Genomic DNA, 20,608 nt, shown 5'->3' on the forward strand with positions numbered 1-20,608 from the left:
GGGCGCGCCATGGAAATGTTCCAGCTTTCCCGCGCGCGCGACCTGCCCGACGCCATCCACGCGGGCGCATCGGCGCATACCGCGCAGCAAGGCGCGGAAGTGCGCTTCCTCGCGGGCGGCACGACGCTCATCGACCTGATGAAGCTGAACGTCGAGCAGCCCGCGCGCATCGTCGATATCAGCCGTCTGCCGCTCGACAAGATCGAAGCGACGGACGACGGCGGCGTGCGCATCGGCGCGACCTCGCGCAATTCCGATCTCGCGCATCATCCGCTGATACGCGAGCGCTACGCGGCGCTTTCGCAGGCGGTGCTGTCGGGCGCATCCGTTCAGCTACGCAACATGGCGACGACCGGCGGCAACCTGTTGCAGCGCACGCGCTGCGTCTATTTCCGCGATACCGCGTCGCCGTGCAACAAGCGCGAGCCGGGCACGGGCTGCTCCGCGATCGGCGGCTTCAACCGCACGCAGGCGATTCTCGGCACGAGCGAAGCGTGCATCGCGAGCAATCCGTCGGACATGAACGTGGCGCTCGCCGCGCTGGAAGCGACGGTTCATGTCGAAGGCGCGCGAGGCCAACGCGCGATCGCATTCGACGACTTCCATCTGCTGCCCGCCTCGACGCCCGATCGCGAGACCGTGCTCGAACCCGGCGATCTCATCACGCACGTGACGCTGCCGCCGCCGGTCGCGGGCACGCGTTCGCTTTATCTGAAGCTGCGTGACCGCGCTTCGTATGAATTCGCGCTGGCGTCGGCGGCCATTGTCATCGGCGTGAGCGATGGACGCATCGCGCATGTTCGCGTGGGCCTGGGCGGCGTCGCGACGAAGCCCTGGCGCGCGCGCGAAGCAGAGAACGAACTGCTGAACGCCGCGCCCGACGAAGCGGCCTTCCGCCGCGCCGCCGACGCGGCGCTCGCCGACGCGAAGCCGCAAAGCGGCAACGCCTTCAAGGTGGAGCTGGCGAAGCGCTGCATCGTGCATGCGCTGAAGCTCGCCACGCAAGCGTCCTGAACCCGCTGAATCCGATCGAGGAACCGACACATGTCCACTGCGCCAGACATTCAGCCGTCACCGAACGGCGTCATCGGACGGCCGCAGTCGCGCATCGACGGACCGCTCAAGGTCTGCGGCCGCGCGACTTATACATCCGATGTCGATCTGCCCGGCATGCTGTACGCCGTGCCGGTCTGCAGCACCATCGCGAGCGGCAGGATCACGTCGCTCGAATTCGCCGCCGCCGAAGCGATGCCGGGCGTGAAGCTCGTCCTGCATCGCGGCAACATCGGGCGTCTGTATCGCATACCCGGCAATTCGTTCGAAAACGGTTATGTCGATGAACAGCGCCCGCCGTTCGAAGACGACGTCATTCGTTATTACGGGCAATACGTCGCGTGCGTGATCGCCGTGACGTTCGAAGCCGCGAGCGCGGCGGCCGCTGCGGTCAAGGTCGGCTACGAGGTCGCGCCGCACGATGTCAGCGCGACGCTGACACCCGACAAGCCGCTCAAGGTCGCGAGCGAACGCGGCGATCCGGACGGCGCGTTCGCCAGCGCGCCGGTGAAGATCGACGAAACCTATGTCACGCCCGTCGAGACGCACAATCCGATCGAGCTGCATTCGACCATCGCGCAGTGGGACGGCGAGAACTACACGTTCTACGAGACGAGTCAGGCGGTGTCCAATCATCGCGGAACGCTCGTGCAGATGCTCGGCGTGCCGAAAGAGAAGGTGCGCGTGATCTCGCGCTATCTCGGCTCGGGCTTCGGCGGCAAGTTATGGATGTGGCCGCATTCACTGCTCGCCGCCGCCGCGACGCGTCTGACCGCCCGGCCGGTGAAGCTCGTCGTGAGCCGCAAGATGATGTTCCAGAACGTGGGGCATCGTCCGGTGACGCAGCAGCGCGTGCGGCTCGCGGCGACGCAGGATGGCAAGCTCGTGTCCTTGCAGCACGACTTCCTGAATCACAGCGCGCTCGCCGACGACTACACCGAAGACTGCGGCGAAGCCACGCCACACATGTACAGCACGGCGAATCTGCGCGTGACGGGCGGCACGGTCAAGCGCCACGTCGGCTCGCCCACGTCGATGCGCGGCCCGGGCGCCGTGCCCGGCCTCTACGCGCTCGAATCCGCGATGGACGAGCTCGCCATCGCGCTCAAGATGGACCCGGTCGAATTGCGCCTGCGCAACGAACCTTCTGTCGATGAAAGCAGCGGCTTGCCGTTCTCGTCGCGGCATCTGGTCGAATGTCTTAAGACGGGCGCAGAACGTTTCGGCTGGTCGCAGCGCACGCCGGAAGTCGGCTCGATGAAGCGCGACGGACTCACGCTCGGCTGGGGCGTCGGCGCGTGCAGCTGGCCGGGGCTGCGCTTCTCGGCGGAAGCGAGCGTCGATCTGCGCGCGGACGGCACGGCGCGCGTCGTGTGCGGCACGCAGGACATCGGCACGGGCACGTACACGATCCTCGCGCAGCTCGTCGCGGAGCAGACCGGCATCGCGCTCGACAAGATCGAAGTCGGCCTCGGCGATACCGCGTTGCCGCTCGGCCCGATCTCCGGCGGATCGGCGGCGACGGCATCGGTGATTCCAGCCGTGATGGACGCCACGCGCGCCGCCATCCAGATGGTGCTCTCGCGCGCAGCGGCGGCGGAGGGCTTGCCGTTCGCGGGCGCGAAAGCGGACGAACTCGCGTTCAGCCACGCGCGCGTGCATCGCAAGAACGAAGCGCCGGAGAACGGCGTGCCGTTTCCGCGCATTCTGGAGGCGGCGCGCATGCACGCGGCGTCGGGCAGCGCGAGCGCGAAAGGCGGCTTCGACGATCCGCTCAAGAAGAAGTGGTCCATTCACTCGTACGGCGCGCATTTTGCGGAAGTGACGTGGGAGCCGGAGACGGCGCGGCTGCGCGTGAGCCGCGTGGTCACCGTGATAGACGGCGGCAAGATTCTCAACCCGCGTGCCGCGCGCAATCAGGTCGAAGGCGCGGTGGTGATGGGCGTCGGCATGGCGCTTTTCGAGCACACGATCTACGACGAGCGCAGCGGCGCGCCGGTCAACAACAATCTGGCCGATTACGTGGTCGCGACGCATGCGGACACGCCGCGGCTGGATGTGACCTTCCTCGACCATCCCGATACCGTGTTCAACGAGCTCGGCGCGCGGGGTATCGCGGAGATCGGGCTTGCGGGCATCGCGGCGGCCATCACCGGAGCGGTCTATCACGCGACCGGCGTGCGCGTCAGAAAGCTGCCGGTGATGATCGAGGATCTGCTCGGCGCGTAGTCATCGCCCGGCCCGGTCGCGCATTGCCCGCGATGGGCCGGGCCGATCCCACATTTCTCTTCGACATGGCCTGCCACTGCCCGCGCAGGCACATGGCTTGCACGCGGTCAAGATTCGATCCCGCCCTCGATCCGCGCTACCATAAGCCACCCCGCCCCTATTCTATTAAGCAGCAATCAGCCGGAGTGCCCATGAACGACATGATTCAACAGCACGGCCTGAAGGTCGCATCGAGTCTCGCCAAGTTCGTCGAAGAAGAAGCGATTCCCGGCACGGGCGTCGATGCCGCAGGCTTCTGGCAAGGGTTCGATGCGCTCGTGCACGACCTCGCGCCGAAGAACCGCGCGTTGCTCGCTGAACGCGACCGCATGCAGAGCGAGCTCGACAACTGGCACCGCAGCCATCCCGGCCCGGTGCGCGATCTGCGCGCGTATCGCAAGTTCCTGGAGGACATCGGCTATATCGTTCCCGCGCCCGCGCATGTGCGCGCGACCACGGCGAACGTGGACCGCGAGATCGCCGAGCAGGCCGGCCCGCAGCTCGTCGTGCCGCTGTCGAATCTGCGCTATGCGCTCAACGCCGCGAACGCGCGCTGGGGCAGCCTGTACGACGCGCTCTATGGCACCGACGCCATCGACGAAAGCGACGGCGCCGAGCGCACCGCCGAGTTCAATCCGAAGCGCGGCGCGAAAGTGATCGCCTACGCGCGCGCGTTCCTCGACGACAACGCGCCGCTCGCGCACGGCTCGCACGCCGACGCCACGAAGTACAGCGTCGAGCGCGGCCAGCTCGTCGTGACCTTGCGTGACGGCAAGAGCAGCCTCGCGAATCCGGAACAGTTCGCGGGCTTTCAGGGCGATGCGAGCGCGCCGCACGCCGTCCTGCTCAAGCATAACGACTTGCATATCGAGATTCAGATCGACGCGAACGACTCCATCGGCAAGACGGATGCGGCGCACGTCAAGGACCTGCTGATCGAAGCGGCCGTGAGCACGATCATCGACTGCGAAGATTCGGTCGCAGCCGTGGATGCCGCCGACAAGACGCAGCTTTACCGCAACTGGCTCGGCTTGATGCAGGGCCAACTGTCGGAGCAGGTCACGAAGAACGGCAAGACCTTCACGCGCAGCCTGAACCCGGACCGCGAATACACCGCGCCGAACGGCTCCACGCTCAAGCTGCATGGCCGCTCGCTGCTGTTCATTCGCAACGTCGGGCATCTGATGACGAACCCCGCCGTGCTCGATCGCGACGGCAACGAAGTGCCCGAAGGCATTCTCGATGCGGTGATGACGACGCTCGGCGCCATGCACGATCTGAAGAACAAGATCAACTCGCGCACCGGCTCCATCTACATCGTGAAGCCGAAGATGCACGGGCCTGCCGAAGTGGCGTTCTCGGACGAGCTTTTCACGCGCGTGGAAGACCTGCTTGGGCTGCCGCGTCACACCATCAAGATGGGCATCATGGACGAGGAGCGGCGCACCAGCGTCAACCTCAAGGCGTGCATCGCGGCGGCGAGCGCGCGCGTCGCGTTCATCAACACGGGCTTTCTGGACCGCACCGGCGACGAGATGCATTCGTCGATGGAAGCCGGCCCGATGATGCGCAAGGGCGACATGAAGTCGTCGGCATGGATTAGCGCCTATGAACGCAACAACGTGCTCGTCGGCCTGAACGCCGGCTTGCGCGGGCGCGCGCAGATCGGCAAGGGCATGTGGGCGATGCCGGACCTGATGCACGCGATGCTCGAACAGAAGATCGCGCATCCGAAAGCCGGCGCGAATACCGCGTGGGTGCCGTCGCCGACCGCCGCGACGCTGCACGCGCTGCATTACCATCAGGTCGATGTGCAGCAGGTTCAGCAGGAAATGGAAAGCATCGACTATGAAAGCGTGAAGAACGGGCTTCTCGATGGACTCCTGACGATTCCGGTCGTCGAGAATCCGTCGTGGTCGGAAGACGATATCCGCAACGAGATCGAGAACAACGCGCAGGGCATTCTCGGCTACGTGGTGCGCTGGATCGATCAGGGCGTCGGCTGCTCCAAGGTGCCTGACATTCATGATGTCGGCCTGATGGAAGATCGTGCGACGCTGCGCATTTCGAGCCAGCACATCGCGAACTGGCTGCGGCATGGCATCGTCACGGAGGAGCAGGTGCGTCAGACGCTGGAGCGCATGGCCGCCGTGGTCGACAAACAGAACGACGCCGATCCGTACTATCGTCCGATGGCGCCCGCGTTCGATAGTTCCTACGCGTTCAAGGCCGCGTGCGCGCTCGTGTTCGAAGGCCGCACGCAGCCGAACGGCTACACGGAACCGCTCTTGCACAAGTTCCGGCTGGCCGCGAAAGAGACGGCGTAAGCGTCTGGATGAACGCAGCAGCGCCTTGCTGCTGCGTTCTTTTCCTGTCCGACTACTGGTCCGACCAGAGCTTGCCGGCCGTCGCCCAGTTCTCGCGCTTCACGTCTGTCAGGATGATATCCACCGAGCCCGGCTCGCAGCCGAGCGTCTCGCACGTCGTTCGCGTGATCGCCTCGACGAACTTGCGCTTCTCTTCCACCGTGCGGCCTTCGAAAAGCTGGATGTTGAAAGTCGGCATTGCTTCGTTCTCCTCTTGAATGTTCAGTGGCGGTAAGACGGATCGATGCGGTCTAGCTTGCGCAAGAGCGCGGGCCATTCGAGCGCGCCTTCCATGGCGTCGTCGTCATGCAGCTGCGCCGCCGTGCGCGCCACGATCTCCGGCGTCGGCACGATCATCTTGCCCACACCGGCCAGCGCGCGCAATTGAATGTCGCACGCTTTCACGAGCGTATCCATGAGCACATAGGCTTCCGCGACGGTGCGCCCGAGCGTGAGCGGGCCGTGATTGCGCAACAGCATCGCGCGATGTCTTCCTAAGCTCGCGACGAGCCGCTCGCCTTCGGCCGGCGAGAACGCGAGGCCCTCGTAGTCGTGATACGCGAGATGGCCGTGAAAGCGCATCGCGTGCTGGGACGCCGGCAGCAGGCCGTGCGGTTGCGCCGATACGGCGATGGCTTCGCGCACATGCAGATGCATTACGCACGCGGCGTCGGCGCGCGCGGCATGCACGGCGGCGTGCAGCGCGAAGCCGGTGGCGTTGACGCTGTGCGCGCTTTCGCCGATCACGTTGCCTTCGATGTCGATCTTGACGAGATTGGACGCGGTGACTTCATCGAAGCCGAGCCCGAACGGGTTGATCAGAAAGCGGCCCGGCCCGCCCGGCACGCTCGCGGAAATATGCGTATAGACGACGTCATCCCAGCCGTTCAGCGCGACGAGCCGATACGCGGCGGCGAGTTCGACGCGCGTGGCGGCTTCGGCGGCGGAACGCGGCGCGGTTTCGTCGATGCGGCGCTCGGGGGTGTGAGTGAATGACATAGGGTCTCCTATGGGCCGGGGTTGGGGTGTCGGCCAGAGTTGGCGCTTTAGCGCCTACTCTGGCCCCATGCAGAGCTGTCGGCCAGAGTTGGCGCTTTAGCGCCTACTCTGGCCCCATGCAGCGCTGTCGGCCAGAGTTGGCGCTTTAGCGCCTTACTCTGGCCCCATGCAGAGCTGTCGGCCAGAGTTGGCGCTTTAGCGCCTTACTCTGGCCCCATGCAGAGCTGTCGGCCAGAGTTGGCGCTTTAGCGCCTACTCTGGCCCCATGCAGCGCTGTCGGCCAGAGTTGGCGCTTTAGCGCCTTACTCTGGCCCCATGCCTTCCTCTTGCCCCGTGCAAAGTGATTCGCCACTGTTGGCGCTTCGCGCCGCACCGTGGCCTTGCGCAAAACCTGTCGGCGAGGATTGGCGCGTTAGCGCTTTGCCCTGGCAGGTTGCAAAACTGTCGGTCCGCGCTGGCGCTTCGCGCCGCACGGCGGCTCCACGCAAAGCTGTCGGCAAGAAATTGGCGCTTTAGCGCCTTATCCGGGCCAATGCCTGACTCGATACCGCGACGGTACTCCAGTTCGATGCGAAGCCACCAGCCGCGTCGGCGCGCCACCGTAATCAAGACTCGACGGCTGACTCCGGCCTCGAATGAAGCACGTCCTTCCGCGACGCCCTTCCAGCTTGCGCGCGACCGCAATCACCGCCCACGACGCCAGCACGAACGGCGCGGTCAGCGCAGCGATGCCGGCGCTATCCGCGATGCTTTCGATCACCACCGCGATCCCAATGCCGATGAACGCATACCGCGCGCCGAGCGGCGCGGCAGCCAGCGCCGCCAGCGCCGCGTTGAAGCCGCACGCGCCCGACAGCAACACGGCGTCGTCCGCGCCGCCCAGGCCGTGCAGCGCCGCGCCCAACAGGCTGCCCGCAAGCGCCCAGCCCGCGCGCGCGGGCCGCGCGGCCAGAAGTCCCGCGGCGATCAACCCGCCCGCGAGCGCCCCGGATGCGAACACGACGGGCGCGAGTCCCGCGAAAGCGGCTCCGATCAGTGCGTCGAGGCCCTTGGCGACAGGCCCCAGCGCGCCGACTTCGCCCCGGTCGGCCAGAAGCGGCATCCAGCACCAGCTGACGATGATCGCCGGGCTCGACAAGATCGGCAAGTTCCAGCGCGACAGCCCGCGCGCGAGCCCGCCCGCGAGCATCGTCGCAAAGACGGCGGCGAGAATCGCGACGGCCGCCGCCTGCGACGCGTCCCGAATGAAGGTGAACGCCGCCAACGCCGCCAGCGCGCCGTTGAAACCGTAGAGGTCGTCGCGCAGGGCGGGCGAATCGGCAGGTTCGGTGATGAGCGTCACGACCTTCCCCGCGAGCGCACCGATCAGCAAGCCGCAGGCAAGGCGCGGGCTTGCGCAGAGCACGCCCGCGAACACGAACGCGCCCGTCGCGGCGTTCTGCTGAAGCACGATCTGCCCGATGCTGCGGGCGAAGCTGAAGAGGGTTTCGCCGAGAACGGCGTCGCGACGAAGAACGGTGGACATGCGCGGCGGCTGCGTTGGACCGAAAGCCGCCAGCATAGGACAAGCGGCGCGCGCCGTGCGACGGCGGGCCGAATAGCGGGTATGCGGGAAGGGAGAGCTTGAGCCCGCCGCTTTCGCAAGCGGCGGGAGATGCGATTTCGCTTAGTTGAAAGCCATCGGCATCAGGGTCGAGCCGTCGACCGTGGCGGTCGCGTAATTCAGCTCCGAACTCTTCTGGACGAACTCAGCGACGTTTTCGCGGAAGTTCGAGTGCTCTTCCCAGGTGATGTAGCTGGCATCGACAACTGCGGACAGCGTGAGCAACGTAAAAGCGATCTTTTCGAGAATGACGTAACGGTGGCGCATGGTGTTTCTTCCTGAATTTGCAGCCTATTGTAACAGAGCCTAGGGTTTTCCCCTAGTGCGTTGTTGCAATGCCGCAAATCCGCCATGCGCCGCCTCGGAAGCCCGTTACATCGACGCTTCAAGCATCGCCGCGTAGTCGTCGCTCGTCGCCTCGCGCGGGTTCGTCTTGTGGCTGTGATCCTTCATCGCGCCGGCGATGATGCGCGGGAACAGGTCGCGCGTGACGCCTAGCTCGGCGAGGCCGCGCGGCAGGCCGAGCGTCGCGGTCATCGCGCGGATGGCGTCGCCGACTTCGTCGCCGGATGCAAGGCCCATCGCCTGCGCGATGCGGTCGAGCTTGCCTTCCTCCTGCATCGACGGCGCGCTGCGGTTGAACGCGATCACCGCCGGCAAGAAGATGGCGTTCAGCGTGCCGTGGTGCAGCTTCGGATTGATGCCGCCGAGCGAATGGCTCAGGCTATGCACGCAGCCGAGGCCCTTCTGGAACGCGAGCGCGCCCTGCATCGACGCGCTCATCATGTTCCAGCGCGCGGCGCGGTCGGAGCCGTCGCGCGTCGCCCGCTCGATGTATCGCCACGCGCGCCACAGGCCGTCGAGCGCGATGCCGTCGGCGGGCGCGTTGAACGCCGGCGCCATGAACGTTTCGAGGCAATGCGCGATGGCGTCCATGCCCGTCGCGGCGGTGAGCATCGGCGGCAGGCCGAGCGTCAGTTCGGGATCGCAGATGGCGACTTTCGGCACCACATGCGGCGAGATCACGCCGACCTTGCGGCCGTCATCCAGAATCAGAATCGCGCCGCGACCCACTTCGCTGCCGGTTCCCGCCGTCGTCGGAATGGCGATGACCGGCGCGGTCGCCGCCGTGATGCGCGCGAGTCCGCCCTCGATCACGGCGAAGCTCTGCAGCGGTCCTTCATGCGTCGCGCAAACCGCGACGCCCTTCGCCAGATCGATCGACGAGCCGCCACCCGCCGCAATCACGCCATCGCAGCCGTTCGCGCGATACAACTCGACAGCCGCGCGCACGGCGGCTTCGTTAGGGTTCGGCGGCGTCGCGTCGAAGACCGGTGCCTCGAACGTGGGACCGAGCGCATCCACGATCTTGTCGAGCAGGCCCGCTGCGCGAATACCCGCATCCGTCACGATGAGCGGACGCCGAATACCGATGCGTTCGCACTCTCCGGCAAGGAGACGCACGGCGCCGAAGTCGAACTGAATCTGCGTGATGTAATTGATGAGCGGCATGGCGAGATGAGGAAAAGTTATAGGCGCATCGGCGAGTATACAAAGCGCTGCGCGTCCGCGATACTGACGGCATGTGATAGGGGTATAACTTTTCCTCAAGTCAAACCGCAACATGACGCCATCGCTCAATTCGATTCTTTCGCGGCTGCACTTGAGGCAACTGCGTCTTCTCATCGCGCTCGAAGAACGCGGTTCACTGCAAGGCGCGGCCAGTCAGCTCGCTCTCACGCAACCGGGCGTGAGCAAGTCGCTGCATGAAATCGAAACCACGTTCGGCACGCCGCTTTTCGTGCGCACGCATCGGGGGCTCGAGCCGAATGCCGTCGGCCATTGCGTGATCCGCTATGCACGGCTCATTCAGACCGACCTGGCGCATCTGCGCGAAGAGATCGTCGGCATCATGCGCGGCTTCGGCGGGCGCGTGTCGGTGGGCGTCATCATGGGCGCGGTGCCGCTCGTCACCGACGCCATCACGGCGCTCGGCGCTCGTCAGCCGGAAATGTCGGTGGAGATCGTCGAGGACACGAGCGCGACGCTGCTCGGTCTCATCGACGCCGGACGGCTCGACGTCGCGGTCTGTCGCACGAGCGTGAGCCAGACGCCGTATCTCTACGACAGCATCGTGGTGCAGCAGGAGACGCTCGCCGTCGTCGCCAATACCGCGCATCCGCTCGCGAAGCGGCGGCGCGTGGCGCTCAAGGATCTGGCGAGGCATCGCTGGGTCGTGTATCGCGCGAACATGCCGATGCGTCTTCTGCTCGAACGCGAGTTCCACGACGCAGGACTGCGCTTTCCGGCGCATCTGCTCGAAACGACTTCCGCGTTCGCGACGCTCGCGCTGTTGCAAAAGAATCCGTCGCTGGTGGCGCTCGTATCGGTCGATGTCGCGCGCTTCTGCACCGCGCATGGCGTCGTGTGCACGCTGCCGCTCGCGTTTTCGTCGAAGAGCGAACCATACGAAATGGTCACCCGCCGCGATGCGCCGTTATCCCCCGGCGTGCGGTTATTGATGGAAGAGATCACGCAAGCGGGACGCGCTGTGGGTGCATGATCGCTGTGTCGGACAACGGACGAGATTACCGACGCGCCGCGCGTTTTGATGTACAAACTTACGTTGTTGTGACGCGCCAGCAACGTCTACCGCGCCCCTTTTTTCGCGAAGCGAAAAACTGGCCTTTTAGGCAAACGTTTGCGATTCATTTGTGTTTCAATTGAGACCCTTCTGCCACCAATACGCTGACTCCCGCGCGCCACACTCGGCGCTTCATGCATGGGATAAAGAGCTATGCGCTTCCAGTACGAGGCTTCCGCAACCGACATGAGGCACAAGTTCGATCGCCAACGTCAGGCGCATTTCCAGCGGTGGTTCGCAACGTTCGCCAGTCTCGCGCATTCGCGCCTGCCGCTGCCCGCTTATCTGCAAAAAGTCACGGACACCTTGCGCGAAGTCGCAGCCGTCGCCTCGGCTGTCGTCGAATGGATCGAAGCCGACGAACTCGTGTATTGCGCGGCGAGCGGGGCGGCCGCGCAGCACGTCGGCGTCCGGCTGCCGAGCGCCGGCAGTCTGTCCGGCCTGTGCATCACGCGGCAGCAGGCGCTCATCAGCCGCAATACCGCAAACGACCATCGCGTGGATCGCGCGGCGTGTCAGGCGGTCGGCGCTGTTTCCATGGTGGTTGCGCCCGTCATCTATGACGGCCGCTCCGTGGCGGTGCTCAAGCTCATCTCCGGCCAGCCGGACCAGTTCAACCAGTCGGACATCGCCATCCTGAACGCGTTCTGCGCGTGCATCGCGGAAACCATCGCACGCGAGGAAGCGGCGCAAGAGAATCGCCAGCTCGTCGCGGCCAATGCGAGCGTGAGCGCAACCCTGAGCATGGAATCGTCGCTGCGCGCGGAGTACGAGAAAAAGCTCGCCGATGCCCTGCGCCGCCGCCGCACCGTGATCGACAACGCGAACGTCGCCTTCGTTTCGATGGACGAAGCGGGCATGATCGTCGACTGGAACGAGGCCGCCGCGTCGCTATTCGGATGGCGCGCGCAAGACGCGCTGAACCGGGAAATGGCGCAACTCATCGTGCCGGAGCGTTTCCGCGACGCGCATCGCGCCGGCCTCACGCGCTATCTCGCCACCGGCGAAGCGCGAGTGATCAACAGGCGTGTCGAGCTTCCGGCGCTGCGGCGCGACGGCACCGAATTCGCCGCCGAACTGACGGTGAGCGAAGTCTGGTTCGACGGCCAGCGCCAGTTCGCGTGCTTCATCCATGACATCACGGACCGGCTGCGCGCGACGGAGGCGAACCAGCGCCTGCGCCTTTTGATCGATTCGGTCAGCGACTACGCGATCTGCATGCTGGACCGGCACGGCATCGTGCAATCGTGGAACGACGGCGCTCGCGCCCTCTACGGCTACACGGCGGAAGAGGCCGTCGGGCGGCATTTCGCGATGTTTTATCCGCCCGACGAACTGGGCCACGACCGCCCCGACGAAGCACTGCGCCGCGCGAACGAACACGGCCGCGTGGAACACGAAGACTGGCGCGTGCGCAAGGACGGCTCGGCGTTCTGGGCGCACGCCATTCTCAGCGCGCTGCCGTCCACCACTGGCCGCGAGCAGAACTTCGTCGCGATCACGCGCGACATGACCGCGCGCCGCCGCCTCGAAGAACTCGAAGCGTCGAGCCGGCGCATGAACGAATTCCTCGCGCTGCTCGGTCACGAGTTGCGCAATCCGCTCGCGCCGATACGCAACGCCGTGAGCATCCTGAAGCTGAAGGCGTCCGACGATCCCGACGTCAACCGCAGCCGGCTGATCGTCGACCGGCAGCTCGCGCATCTGACGAAGCTCGTCGACGATCTGCTCGAAGCGGGCCGCGTCAGTTCGGGCAAGATTCGTCTCTCGACGGAGATCGTGGATATCGCGGATGTCGTGCATCTGAGCGTCGAAGCGAGCCAGCCGTTGTTCGATGCGCGCGGCCAGCGCCTCGCGGTCGAAGAGATCGGCCAGCGCATGTATGTGAACGGCGATCCCACGCGGCTCGTGCAGGCGCTCAACAATCTGCTCAACAACGCATCGAAGTTCAGCCCGCCCGGGTCGACGGTCACGCTCGAAGTCGGCCCGCGCGGCAATGCGGCGATGCTGCGCGTGAGCGACCAGGGACGCGGCATTTCCGCCGATGCGCTCGCCACGGTCTTCGATCTCTTCGTGCAGGAGCATCCGCCGGGCGCGCATCTCGACGAAGGCGGGCTCGGCATCGGCCTGACCCTCGTGCGGGCTATCGCGGAACTGCACGGCGGCCATGTCGAGGCGAAGAGCGGCGGCACGGGAACCGGCAGCGCGTTCACGCTGTGGCTGCCGCTCGCGCAGGCGCCCGCGGACATCGGCGCGACGCCGGCGGAGCCCGCGCCTACGGCGGATCGGCAACTGGAAGTGCTCGTGGTGGACGACAATCGCGATTCCGCCGACAGCATGACGCTGCTCGTCGACATGCTCGGCCACACCGCGCGCTCGGCCTACGACGGCGAAGAGGCGTTGCAGCAGTTCGGCGCGCGCCGGCCGCAGGTCGTGCTGCTGGACCTGTCGATGCCGGGGCTGACGGGCTTCGACGTGATTCGCGGCATCCGCGAGCAGGCGAGCAGCGACGGCGGCAAACATGTGATCGTCGCCGCCATGACCGGGCTCGGATCGGACGAAGACATCGCCCGCACGCGCGCCGCCGGCTTCGATGCGCATCTCGTGAAGCCCGTGGACCTCGACGAAGTGGAAGCGGTGCTCGCGCTCGCCGCCAAATGAAACCGGAAGCGCGCCGCTAGCGGGCGTCGCTCTCCGCGCGCTCGACCGTCACGTTGCCGCGCTCCGTGAAGCGGCTCGCGGCGGCCGGGTCCGCGAGCGAATCGGTGATGAGCGTCCAGTCGCGTTCGAGCGGCGTCCAGTGCTGCTGGCTCGCGCGCCCGAGCTTGTCGGATGTGACGAGCACGAACACGCTCGCCGCCTGCGCGACGATGCACTCCTTCAGAAACGCCTGCTCCGCCGTGGCTTCGCACAGTCCACGGCCCGCCACGACGCCGTCCGCGCCCAGAAAAGCCAGGTCGTAAGTCACGCGCGACAGCGCAAGCTGCGCAATGGGCCCGAGCGTGCTCATGCTCGACGGCCGCACGTCGCCGCCGATCAGCGTCACGGGCACGTCCGCCGACGCGAGCGCGCTGACCGCCAGCAAATTGTTCGTCACGACCTGAATGCCCTTGCGCCCCGCGAGGCAGCGCGCGAGCGCGGCGGTCGTCGTGCCGCCGTCCAGAAAGAGCGTGTCGCCGTCCTGCACGTGCCGCGCCGCCGCCCGGGCGATGGCTTCCTTCTGTTCCCGAAAACTCGCCCGCCGCGTATCGAGCGATTCCTCCGGCTCGTGCACGCCGACCGACGCCGCGCCGCCGTACGTGCGCACGATGCGGCGTTCCTCGGCGAGCGCGCGCAAATCGCGCCGCACCGTCGCCTCCGACATGCCGAAGTGCTCGCACAGCGCGGCCACATCGTTCATGCCGGACAGTACGGCCTGCAACATGGCTTCGCGGCGTTTCTCGACTTTCATGCGGTTCCTGTTCGTTTGAGCGTGGTTACGCGTGCCGCTTTGCCGCGGTCCGCAAGTTTAGCGAATCGGACGGTGCTTTCGGGCTCGGGCAATGCTGACCGGGTTCTCGCAAGCGCACGCCGGCGTTTTGATCGGTTCGATCATTAATCGTCACAACGTTTGCGCGGTTCGATCAGCGTAAACGCCTAGACGCAGCGAATTGCGCGTGATTCGATCAAAGGATACACTTGGAAATGATCGATCCAATCATTTCCTGATCGAACCAGACAAGATCCTCCCGGAGACACCCATGGCCCAGATTCCCATCAAACGCGCGGTGGAGCGCGTACCCGGCGGCATGATGATCGTTCCGCTTCTGATCGGCTCGCTCATCGCGACGTTCCTGCCGGGCATGCCGAAGTTTTTCGGCTCGTTCACGAACGCGCTGTTCACCGGCGCGCTGCCGATTCTCGCGGTCTTCTATGTCTGCATGGGCGCGGGCATCGACGTAAAAGCGACGCCCTACCTGCTCAAGAAAGGCGGCGCGCTCTTCGCCACGAAAGTCGGCATGGCGATTCTCACCGGCATCGTGCTCGGGCATTTTCTCGGCGAGCAGCCGATCAGCTCCGGCATGTTCGCGGGCCTCTCGACGCTCGCCGTCGTCGCCGCGATGAACGACACGAACGGCGGCCTTTACATGGCGCTGATGGGGCAGTACGGACGCTCGGAAGACGTCGGCGCGTACACCATCATGTCGCTCGAATCGGGTCCGTTCCTGACGATGGTCACGCTCGGCGTCGCGGGCCTTTCAGCGTTTCCGTGGCCGACGCTCGTCGGCAGCATTCTGCCGCTCGCCATCGGCATGTTGCTCGGCAATCTGGACCGCGACATGCGCGACTTTCTCGGCCGCGCGGTTCCGGTGATGATTCCGTTCTTCGCGCTGGCGCTCGGCGCGAGCCTCGACTTGCACAAGGTCTGGCAGGCTGGCCTGCTCGGCATCGGCCTTGGGCTCGCGGTGGTCATCGTGACGGGCATTCCGCTCTACTTCGCGGACCGTCTGACGGGCGGCACGGGCGTGGCGGGCGCGGCGGCAGCGAACACCGCAGGCAATGCGGCGGCGGTTCCGGCGCTGATCGCGGCGGCCAATCCGGTCTACGAATCGGCGGCGAAGTCGGCGACGCTGCTCGTCGCGGCATGCGTGGTCGTGACGGCCATCGTCACGCCGATCGTCACCGCCGCGATTGCGAAGCGCGTGAACGCACGCAGCGATGCGCGCATGGCGGTCGGCGCGCGCGACAAGCGGGGAGCCACGCAATGAGCGCGCAGCCTGTCCAGGCGGCGAGCATGCTGATTCTCGCCGATGACCTCTCGGGCGCCGCCGACTGCGCCATCGCGTTCGCGGCGTCGGGCCGCAAGACGGTCGTGACGCTGGACATCTCGTCGCCCGGCGACGACGCGACCGTGATCGCCGCCGACACCGACACGCGCCGCTTCGCGCCCGCCGACGCCGGCGCGCGCGTCGCGGATGCGTGGCAGGCGCTGCGCGCGCCCGGCCGGCGTCTCTACAAGAAGATCGATTCGACGCTGCGCGGCAACTGGACCGCCGAAGTGGCGGCGCTCGCGCGTCTCGCCGGGCCGGCGATCGTCGCGCCCGCGTTTCCGGCCACGGGCCGCGCCGTGCGCGACGGCATCGTGTTTGTGCATGGCGTGCCGCTCGAAGAAACCGAAACGTGGCAGCTCGAACACGCCGGACGCGACGCGCGCCTCGGGCTGATGCTCGAAGCGGCGGGCCTCACGACCGCGCACGTCGCGCTCGACACGCTGCGCGGCGAGCCGCAGTCACTCGCCGCGATCATCGCGACGGCGGCGGCGAACGGCACCGGCGCATTGATCGTCGATGCCGAAACCAGCGACGATCTCGCCGCGCTCGCGCGCATCACGGCATCGCTCGATACGCCGTTTTTCTGGGTCGGCTCGGGCGGGCTTGCACGCGAACTCGCGGCGCTGCCCGATCTGTTCGAAGCGGCAGCATCAACGGCGGCGCGGCACCCGTCGGCAGACGTGGCGCGCGGCCCGGTGCTCGCGCTCGTCGGCAGCCTGTCGGCGGTGTCGGAGCGGCAATGCGCGATGCTGCGCACCGAAGCGGGTCTCGTCGAACTCATCCTGCCGCCGGCGGTGCTGCGCGACGGCGAGCGTCATGCGGACTGGCGCGCGTGGGGCGAGCGCATCGGCGAAACCTTGCGCGGCGGGCAGGATCTGATCGTGCGAATTGGACGCGACGATGCCTTCGACCCCGCCGAAGGCGCGCGCCTTTCCACTGCGCTCGCCGCGCTCGTCGCGCCGCACTTCGACGCCCTCGGCGGGCTGATCGCGACCGGCGGCGAAACCGCCCGCGCGATGCTCGCGGCGGCCAACGTCGGCAGCCTCGAACTCGTGCGCGAAATCGAAGCCGGCGTCGCGCTCGGACGGGCCGCGACGGGCGTATCGGACACGGCGGGCGGCGCGGCGGGCGGCGCGGCCATCGTCACGAAGGCAGGCGCGTTCGGCAGCGAGCACGCGCTCTACGGCGCGTACCGGCATCTGCGCGGACTTTCGAACGAACACGCCGAAGCGGCCGCACCCGTCGCCGCCCGCTAAGAACCACGCGAACCCTCAACATCTATCAATCACCATGACCAACTATCTTCCCGTAATCGGCATCACGATGGGCGACGCGAGCGGCGTGGGCCCGGAAATCGTCGTCAAGAGCCTCGCGCACGACACCGTTTATCAGCAGTGCCGTCCGCTCGTGATCGGCGATGCGCGCCGCCTCGAGCGCGCCATCGAAATCACCGGCGTGAAGGCCACCGTGCGCCGCGTCGAGGACGCGTCCGAGGCGCGCTATGAACCGGGCGCGATCGACTGCATCGACCTCGGTCTGATTCCGGACGACCTGCCGTTCGGCCAGCTCTCGCCGGTCGCGGGCGACGCCGCTTACCGCTATATCGCCCGCGCGGTCGAACTGGCACAGGCCAATCAGATCGACGCCATCTGCACCGCGCCGCTCAACAAGGAAGCGTTGCACGCGGGCGGCCACAAGTTTCCGGGACACACGGAAATGCTCGCGCATCTGACGGGCGTCGACGAAGTGTCGATGATGCTGGTCGCGCCGAAGCTGCGCGTGATTCACGTGACGACGCACATCGGCATCATCGACGCGATCCGCAAGATCGAGCCGGGGCTCGTGCAGCGCACCATCGAGCGCGGCGACGCGACGCTGAAGAAGGCGGGCATCGAAAGGCCGCGCATCGGCGTGTGCGGGATCAATCCGCATGCGGGCGAGAACGGTCTCTTCGGCTACGGCGAGGAAGAGGAGAAGATCATCCCGGCGGTGAAGGCGTTGCAGGAACGCGGTCTCGACGTGACCGGCCCGCTGCCCGCCGACACGCTGTTCTATCGCGCGGGACGCGGCGACTTCGATCTGGTGGTGGCGATGTATCACGATCAGGGACACGGCCCCGTGAAGGTGCTCGGGCTGGAAGCGGGCGTGAACGTGACCGTCGGGCTGGATGTGATCCGCACGTCGGTGGATCACGGCACGGCGTTCGATATCGCGGGCAAGGGCATCGCCGATGAAGGCAGCATGCTCGAAGCGCTGCGCCAGGGCGCGGAACTGGCGACGCGGCGCGGGTGATTTTTGGTTGAGCGCGGGGGCTTGCCGCTCGGTATCGCGGGCAGGGGCATCGTCGAGGAAGGCGGCATGCCGGATTCGCTGCGGCGGGGAGCGGAATCGGCGACGCGGCACGCACGAGGCCGAACGGGCTGCGGCGCGCGCAGAAATCATTGACGCGGCGTGGCCGAGAGTGAAGCCGCTACGCCGAGGCACGGAATCGGCGCACGGCGCGGCTCAATCCCAAGCCGGTGCGGCGAGACGCGCAACCGGCGACGCCGAGCGCCTGCGGCTGAAGGTGCTACGCCCGCGCAGGATCAGCGGCAGGACGCGGTACAAGCTCTAGCTGCTGCGGCCAGGGCTCGCAACCGACGACTCGGCACGTGCGGGGGGCTGAAGGCGATTCGCCCGGGCGCAGAGTCAGCGGCACGGCGCGGCTCAGACCGAAGCAACTGGGCCAGACGCAGAATCGGCGGCCACGCGTGTCCGGGGCTGAAGGCGCAGCATCGGCACGGCCCGGCTGCCGCGCCCCAGCGGCCCGGCACCCGCGCATAGAACTGTAGCGGGAAGCCGACGCGAATCAGCGCGACAATGGCGCATCGTTCGTCGCCGCGCTCCCGCCATGACCGCTTCCTTCGAAACCCTCGCTTCCCTCTGGCGCATCGCCGGTCTGCCCGGCGATGCGCTTTCGTTCGTCGACCTGACCGGGCACGATCCGGTCTTTCCTTCGACCTTCGCCGTCGGCACGGCCGCGCAGTCCACCATCGCCGCAGCGGCGCTCGCCGCCTGCGAGCTCGCGCATCTTCGGGGCGCGCCCCGGCAAAGCGTGGCGGTCGATATGACGCACGCGGCGGTCGAATGCACCGGCTACTTCACGCTCGACGGCAAGGAGCCGGAAACGTGGGGGCCGTTCTCCGGGCTCTACCGCTGCGCCGACGGCTACGTGCGCATCCATGCGAACTTCGCGCACCATCAGGACGGCGCGTTGCGCGTGCTCGGTCTCGATCCGGGCACGGCGACGCGCGCCGACGCCGAGCGCGCGCTCGTCCACTGGCGCGCGGGCGACTTCGAAGATGCCTGCGCGCAACGCGGTCTCGTCGTCACGAAGCTGCGCCGCTTCTACGAATGGGACGCGACGCCGCAGGGCCGCGCGCTCGCCGAGCAGCCGCTGATGGCCTTCACGCGCATCGGCGATGCGCCGCCGCTCACGCTGCCGCCACTTGCCGCCGACGCGCGTCCGCTCTCCGGCGTGCGCGTCCTCGATTTGACGCGCATTCTGGCCGGCCCGGTCGGCGGTCGCGCGCTCGCCGCGTTCGGCGCTAACGTGCTGCTCGTGAATTCGCCGCGTCTGCCGAACATTTCCGCCATCGCCGATACGAGCCGGGGCAAACGCTCCGCCCATATCGACTTGCGCTCGGAAGACGGGCGCGCGGCGCTGTGGCGTCTGATCGGCGAGGCGCATGTGTTCTCGCAAGGCTACCGGCCCGGCGGGCTGGCGTCGCTCGGCTTCGGGCCGGACGAGCTGGCGGCGCGGCGGCCGGGCATCGTGCAGGTGTCGCTGTCGGCTTACGGGACGAAGGGTCCGTGGGCCGGGCGGCGCGGCTTCGACTCGCTCGTTCAGACCGCGATGGGTTTCAACGCGGCCGAAGGCGAGGCAGAAGGCGCAGGCAAGCCTCGCGCGCTGCCGATGCAGATGCTCGACATGGCGACTGGCTTTCTGATGGCGTTCGGCGCGGCGGCAGCGCTGTGGAAACAGCAGCGGGAAGGCGGAAGCTGGCATGTGGAGGTATCGCTCGCGCAGACGGGACAGTGGCTGCGCGCGCTCGGCCGGATCGAGGGCGGTCTGGGCGCGAAGAAGCCGGATATCGCGGCGTTTCTGGAACGCGTGCCATCGGGATTCGGCGAACTTGAAGCGGTGCGGCCGAGCGCGCAACTCGCGCGCACGCCTGCGGGTTATGAAAGGGCGTCGGTGCCGCCGGGGGCGTCGGAGGCGCGTTGGTGAGGGTGCGATCGGTCGATAGAAGCGCATCTGCCGATGCGGCCGGAGCCTACGGGCGAAACGCGCCTCACGACGCTTGACTAAGGGTGGCCGGGAAGCGGCGCGGCGAAGCGCGCACTGTTGCAAACGCCGGCCGGCTACGAAAGCGCTTCGGTGCCGCCAAGGTGCATCGGAGCCGCGCACGGTGAAAGCGCATAGGTCGAGCGGCCGGAGCTGCCGGCTCGCTTCCTACGAGCAGAGCGCGCCTCTCGACGGCGAACCGTAGGCGGCACGGCAAGCACGCAATGCACGTGTACGCCGGCCAGTAGCGCAAGCGGCCAGCGCAATCGGAAACACCCAGAGCCCGTCTTGTGACGGCAGTATGCGCTCAACCGGCCGATGCAGCGGCGACCCATCACCGGCCAACCGAGCCGGGCCGCTTGGCCGGGTATGAGCCGTGTGAAGCGTCGTCACCGCCATGCGGCGCGCGTCAGCGGTTGCGAATCGGGACAGTGACAAGCGCCCCGACGCACTCCCCGCATTCAGGTTTGATTCGGTCCACGAATCAATCACGTGCTTGAGTCGCATCCCTCGCGGGAGAAGCGACCCAACCCGCGC

At 66.9% G+C, this 20,608-nt stretch carries 15 protein-coding genes; 9 read left to right on the forward strand and 6 right to left on the reverse strand.

Going from position 1 to position 20,608, the window contains the following annotated elements:
• Positions 1–9: 9 nt before the first annotated feature.
• From LDZ26_RS21145 to LDZ26_RS21155, 3 genes are all read left to right on the forward strand, one after another.
• Entirely contained in the window at positions 10–1,014 is a 1,005-nt protein-coding gene (locus LDZ26_RS21145; protein ID WP_305038322.1) for a xanthine dehydrogenase family protein subunit M, read from the forward strand.
• A gap of 30 nt (positions 1,015–1,044) precedes the next feature.
• Complete coding sequence (locus LDZ26_RS21150; RefSeq protein WP_244850544.1) at positions 1,045–3,282, forward strand: xanthine dehydrogenase family protein molybdopterin-binding subunit; 2,238 nt, start codon at positions 1,045–1,047, stop codon at positions 3,280–3,282.
• A 191-nt stretch (positions 3,283–3,473) separates the two neighbouring features.
• Positions 3,474–5,648, forward strand: coding sequence for a malate synthase G (locus LDZ26_RS21155; protein ID WP_244850546.1), 2,175 nt, complete (start codon positions 3,474–3,476; stop codon positions 5,646–5,648).
• 52 nt (positions 5,649–5,700) lie between these two features.
• Here the strand turns inward: LDZ26_RS21155 and LDZ26_RS21160 are convergent, their stop codons facing one another.
• From LDZ26_RS21160 to LDZ26_RS21180, 5 genes are all read right to left on the reverse strand, one after another.
• A complete protein-coding gene (locus tag LDZ26_RS21160) occupies positions 5,701–5,964 on the reverse strand; it encodes a 4-oxalocrotonate tautomerase (protein ID WP_244850548.1) in 264 nt (87 codons plus the stop codon).
• Positions 5,910–6,686 carry a class II aldolase/adducin family protein gene (locus tag LDZ26_RS21165; protein WP_244850550.1) on the reverse strand — a complete coding sequence of 259 codons (777 nt, stop codon included), beginning with the start codon at positions 6,684–6,686 and terminating at the stop codon, positions 5,910–5,912. Before LDZ26_RS21165 ends, LDZ26_RS21160 begins: the two co-directional genes overlap by 55 nt.
• A 520-nt stretch (positions 6,687–7,206) precedes the next feature.
• The gene (locus tag LDZ26_RS21170; protein WP_244850552.1) at positions 7,207–8,211 is read right to left on the reverse strand and encodes an urea transporter; all 1,005 of its coding nucleotides are present in this window, start codon (positions 8,209–8,211) and stop codon (positions 7,207–7,209) included.
• Positions 8,212–8,352: 141 nt separating this feature from the next.
• Positions 8,353–8,556: a hypothetical protein gene (locus LDZ26_RS21175; protein WP_244850554.1), complete on the reverse strand. Its 204-nt coding sequence runs from the start codon at positions 8,554–8,556 to the stop codon at positions 8,353–8,355.
• Between the two features lie 105 nt (positions 8,557–8,661).
• Entirely contained in the window at positions 8,662–9,801 is a 1,140-nt protein-coding gene (locus tag LDZ26_RS21180) for an iron-containing alcohol dehydrogenase (RefSeq protein WP_244850556.1), read from the reverse strand.
• Between the two features lie 112 nt (positions 9,802–9,913).
• Between LDZ26_RS21180 and LDZ26_RS21185 the strand changes: the two genes are divergently transcribed.
• Entirely contained in the window at positions 9,914–10,852 is a 939-nt protein-coding gene (locus tag LDZ26_RS21185; protein WP_244850558.1) for a LysR family transcriptional regulator, read from the forward strand.
• Between the two features lie 267 nt (positions 10,853–11,119).
• Positions 11,120–13,594 (forward strand): PAS domain S-box protein, encoded by a 2,475-nt coding sequence (locus LDZ26_RS21190; RefSeq protein ID WP_244850560.1) that lies wholly within the window; start codon positions 11,120–11,122, stop codon positions 13,592–13,594.
• A 16-nt stretch (positions 13,595–13,610) separates the two neighbouring features.
• Here LDZ26_RS21190 and LDZ26_RS21195 read toward each other — a convergent pair whose 3' ends face one another.
• Positions 13,611–14,384, reverse strand: coding sequence for a DeoR/GlpR family DNA-binding transcription regulator (locus LDZ26_RS21195; protein WP_244850562.1), 774 nt, complete (start codon positions 14,382–14,384; stop codon positions 13,611–13,613).
• 289 nt (positions 14,385–14,673) lie between these two features.
• Between LDZ26_RS21195 and LDZ26_RS21200 the strand changes: the two genes are divergently transcribed.
• From LDZ26_RS21200 to LDZ26_RS21215, 4 genes are all read left to right on the forward strand, one after another.
• Entirely contained in the window at positions 14,674–15,681 is a 1,008-nt protein-coding gene (locus LDZ26_RS21200; protein WP_244850563.1) for a 2-keto-3-deoxygluconate permease, read from the forward strand.
• Positions 15,678–17,000 carry a four-carbon acid sugar kinase family protein gene (locus tag LDZ26_RS21205; protein ID WP_244850564.1) on the forward strand — a complete coding sequence of 441 codons (1,323 nt, stop codon included), beginning with the start codon at positions 15,678–15,680 and terminating at the stop codon, positions 16,998–17,000. Before LDZ26_RS21200 ends, LDZ26_RS21205 begins: the two co-directional genes overlap by 4 nt.
• Positions 17,001–17,034: 34 nt before the next feature.
• The gene (gene pdxA / locus LDZ26_RS21210; protein ID WP_244850566.1) at positions 17,035–18,036 is read left to right on the forward strand and encodes a 4-hydroxythreonine-4-phosphate dehydrogenase PdxA; all 1,002 of its coding nucleotides are present in this window, start codon (positions 17,035–17,037) and stop codon (positions 18,034–18,036) included.
• 598 nt (positions 18,037–18,634) lie between these two features.
• Positions 18,635–20,014, forward strand: a complete 1,380-nt coding sequence (locus tag LDZ26_RS21215; protein ID WP_244850568.1) for a CoA transferase — start codon at positions 18,635–18,637, stop codon at positions 20,012–20,014.
• Positions 20,015–20,608 lie beyond the last annotated feature (594 nt).

Origin of the sequence: Caballeronia sp. SL2Y3 (assembly GCF_022879575.1) — a bacterium.
In the GTDB taxonomy this organism is placed as follows: domain Bacteria; phylum Pseudomonadota; class Gammaproteobacteria; order Burkholderiales; family Burkholderiaceae; genus Caballeronia.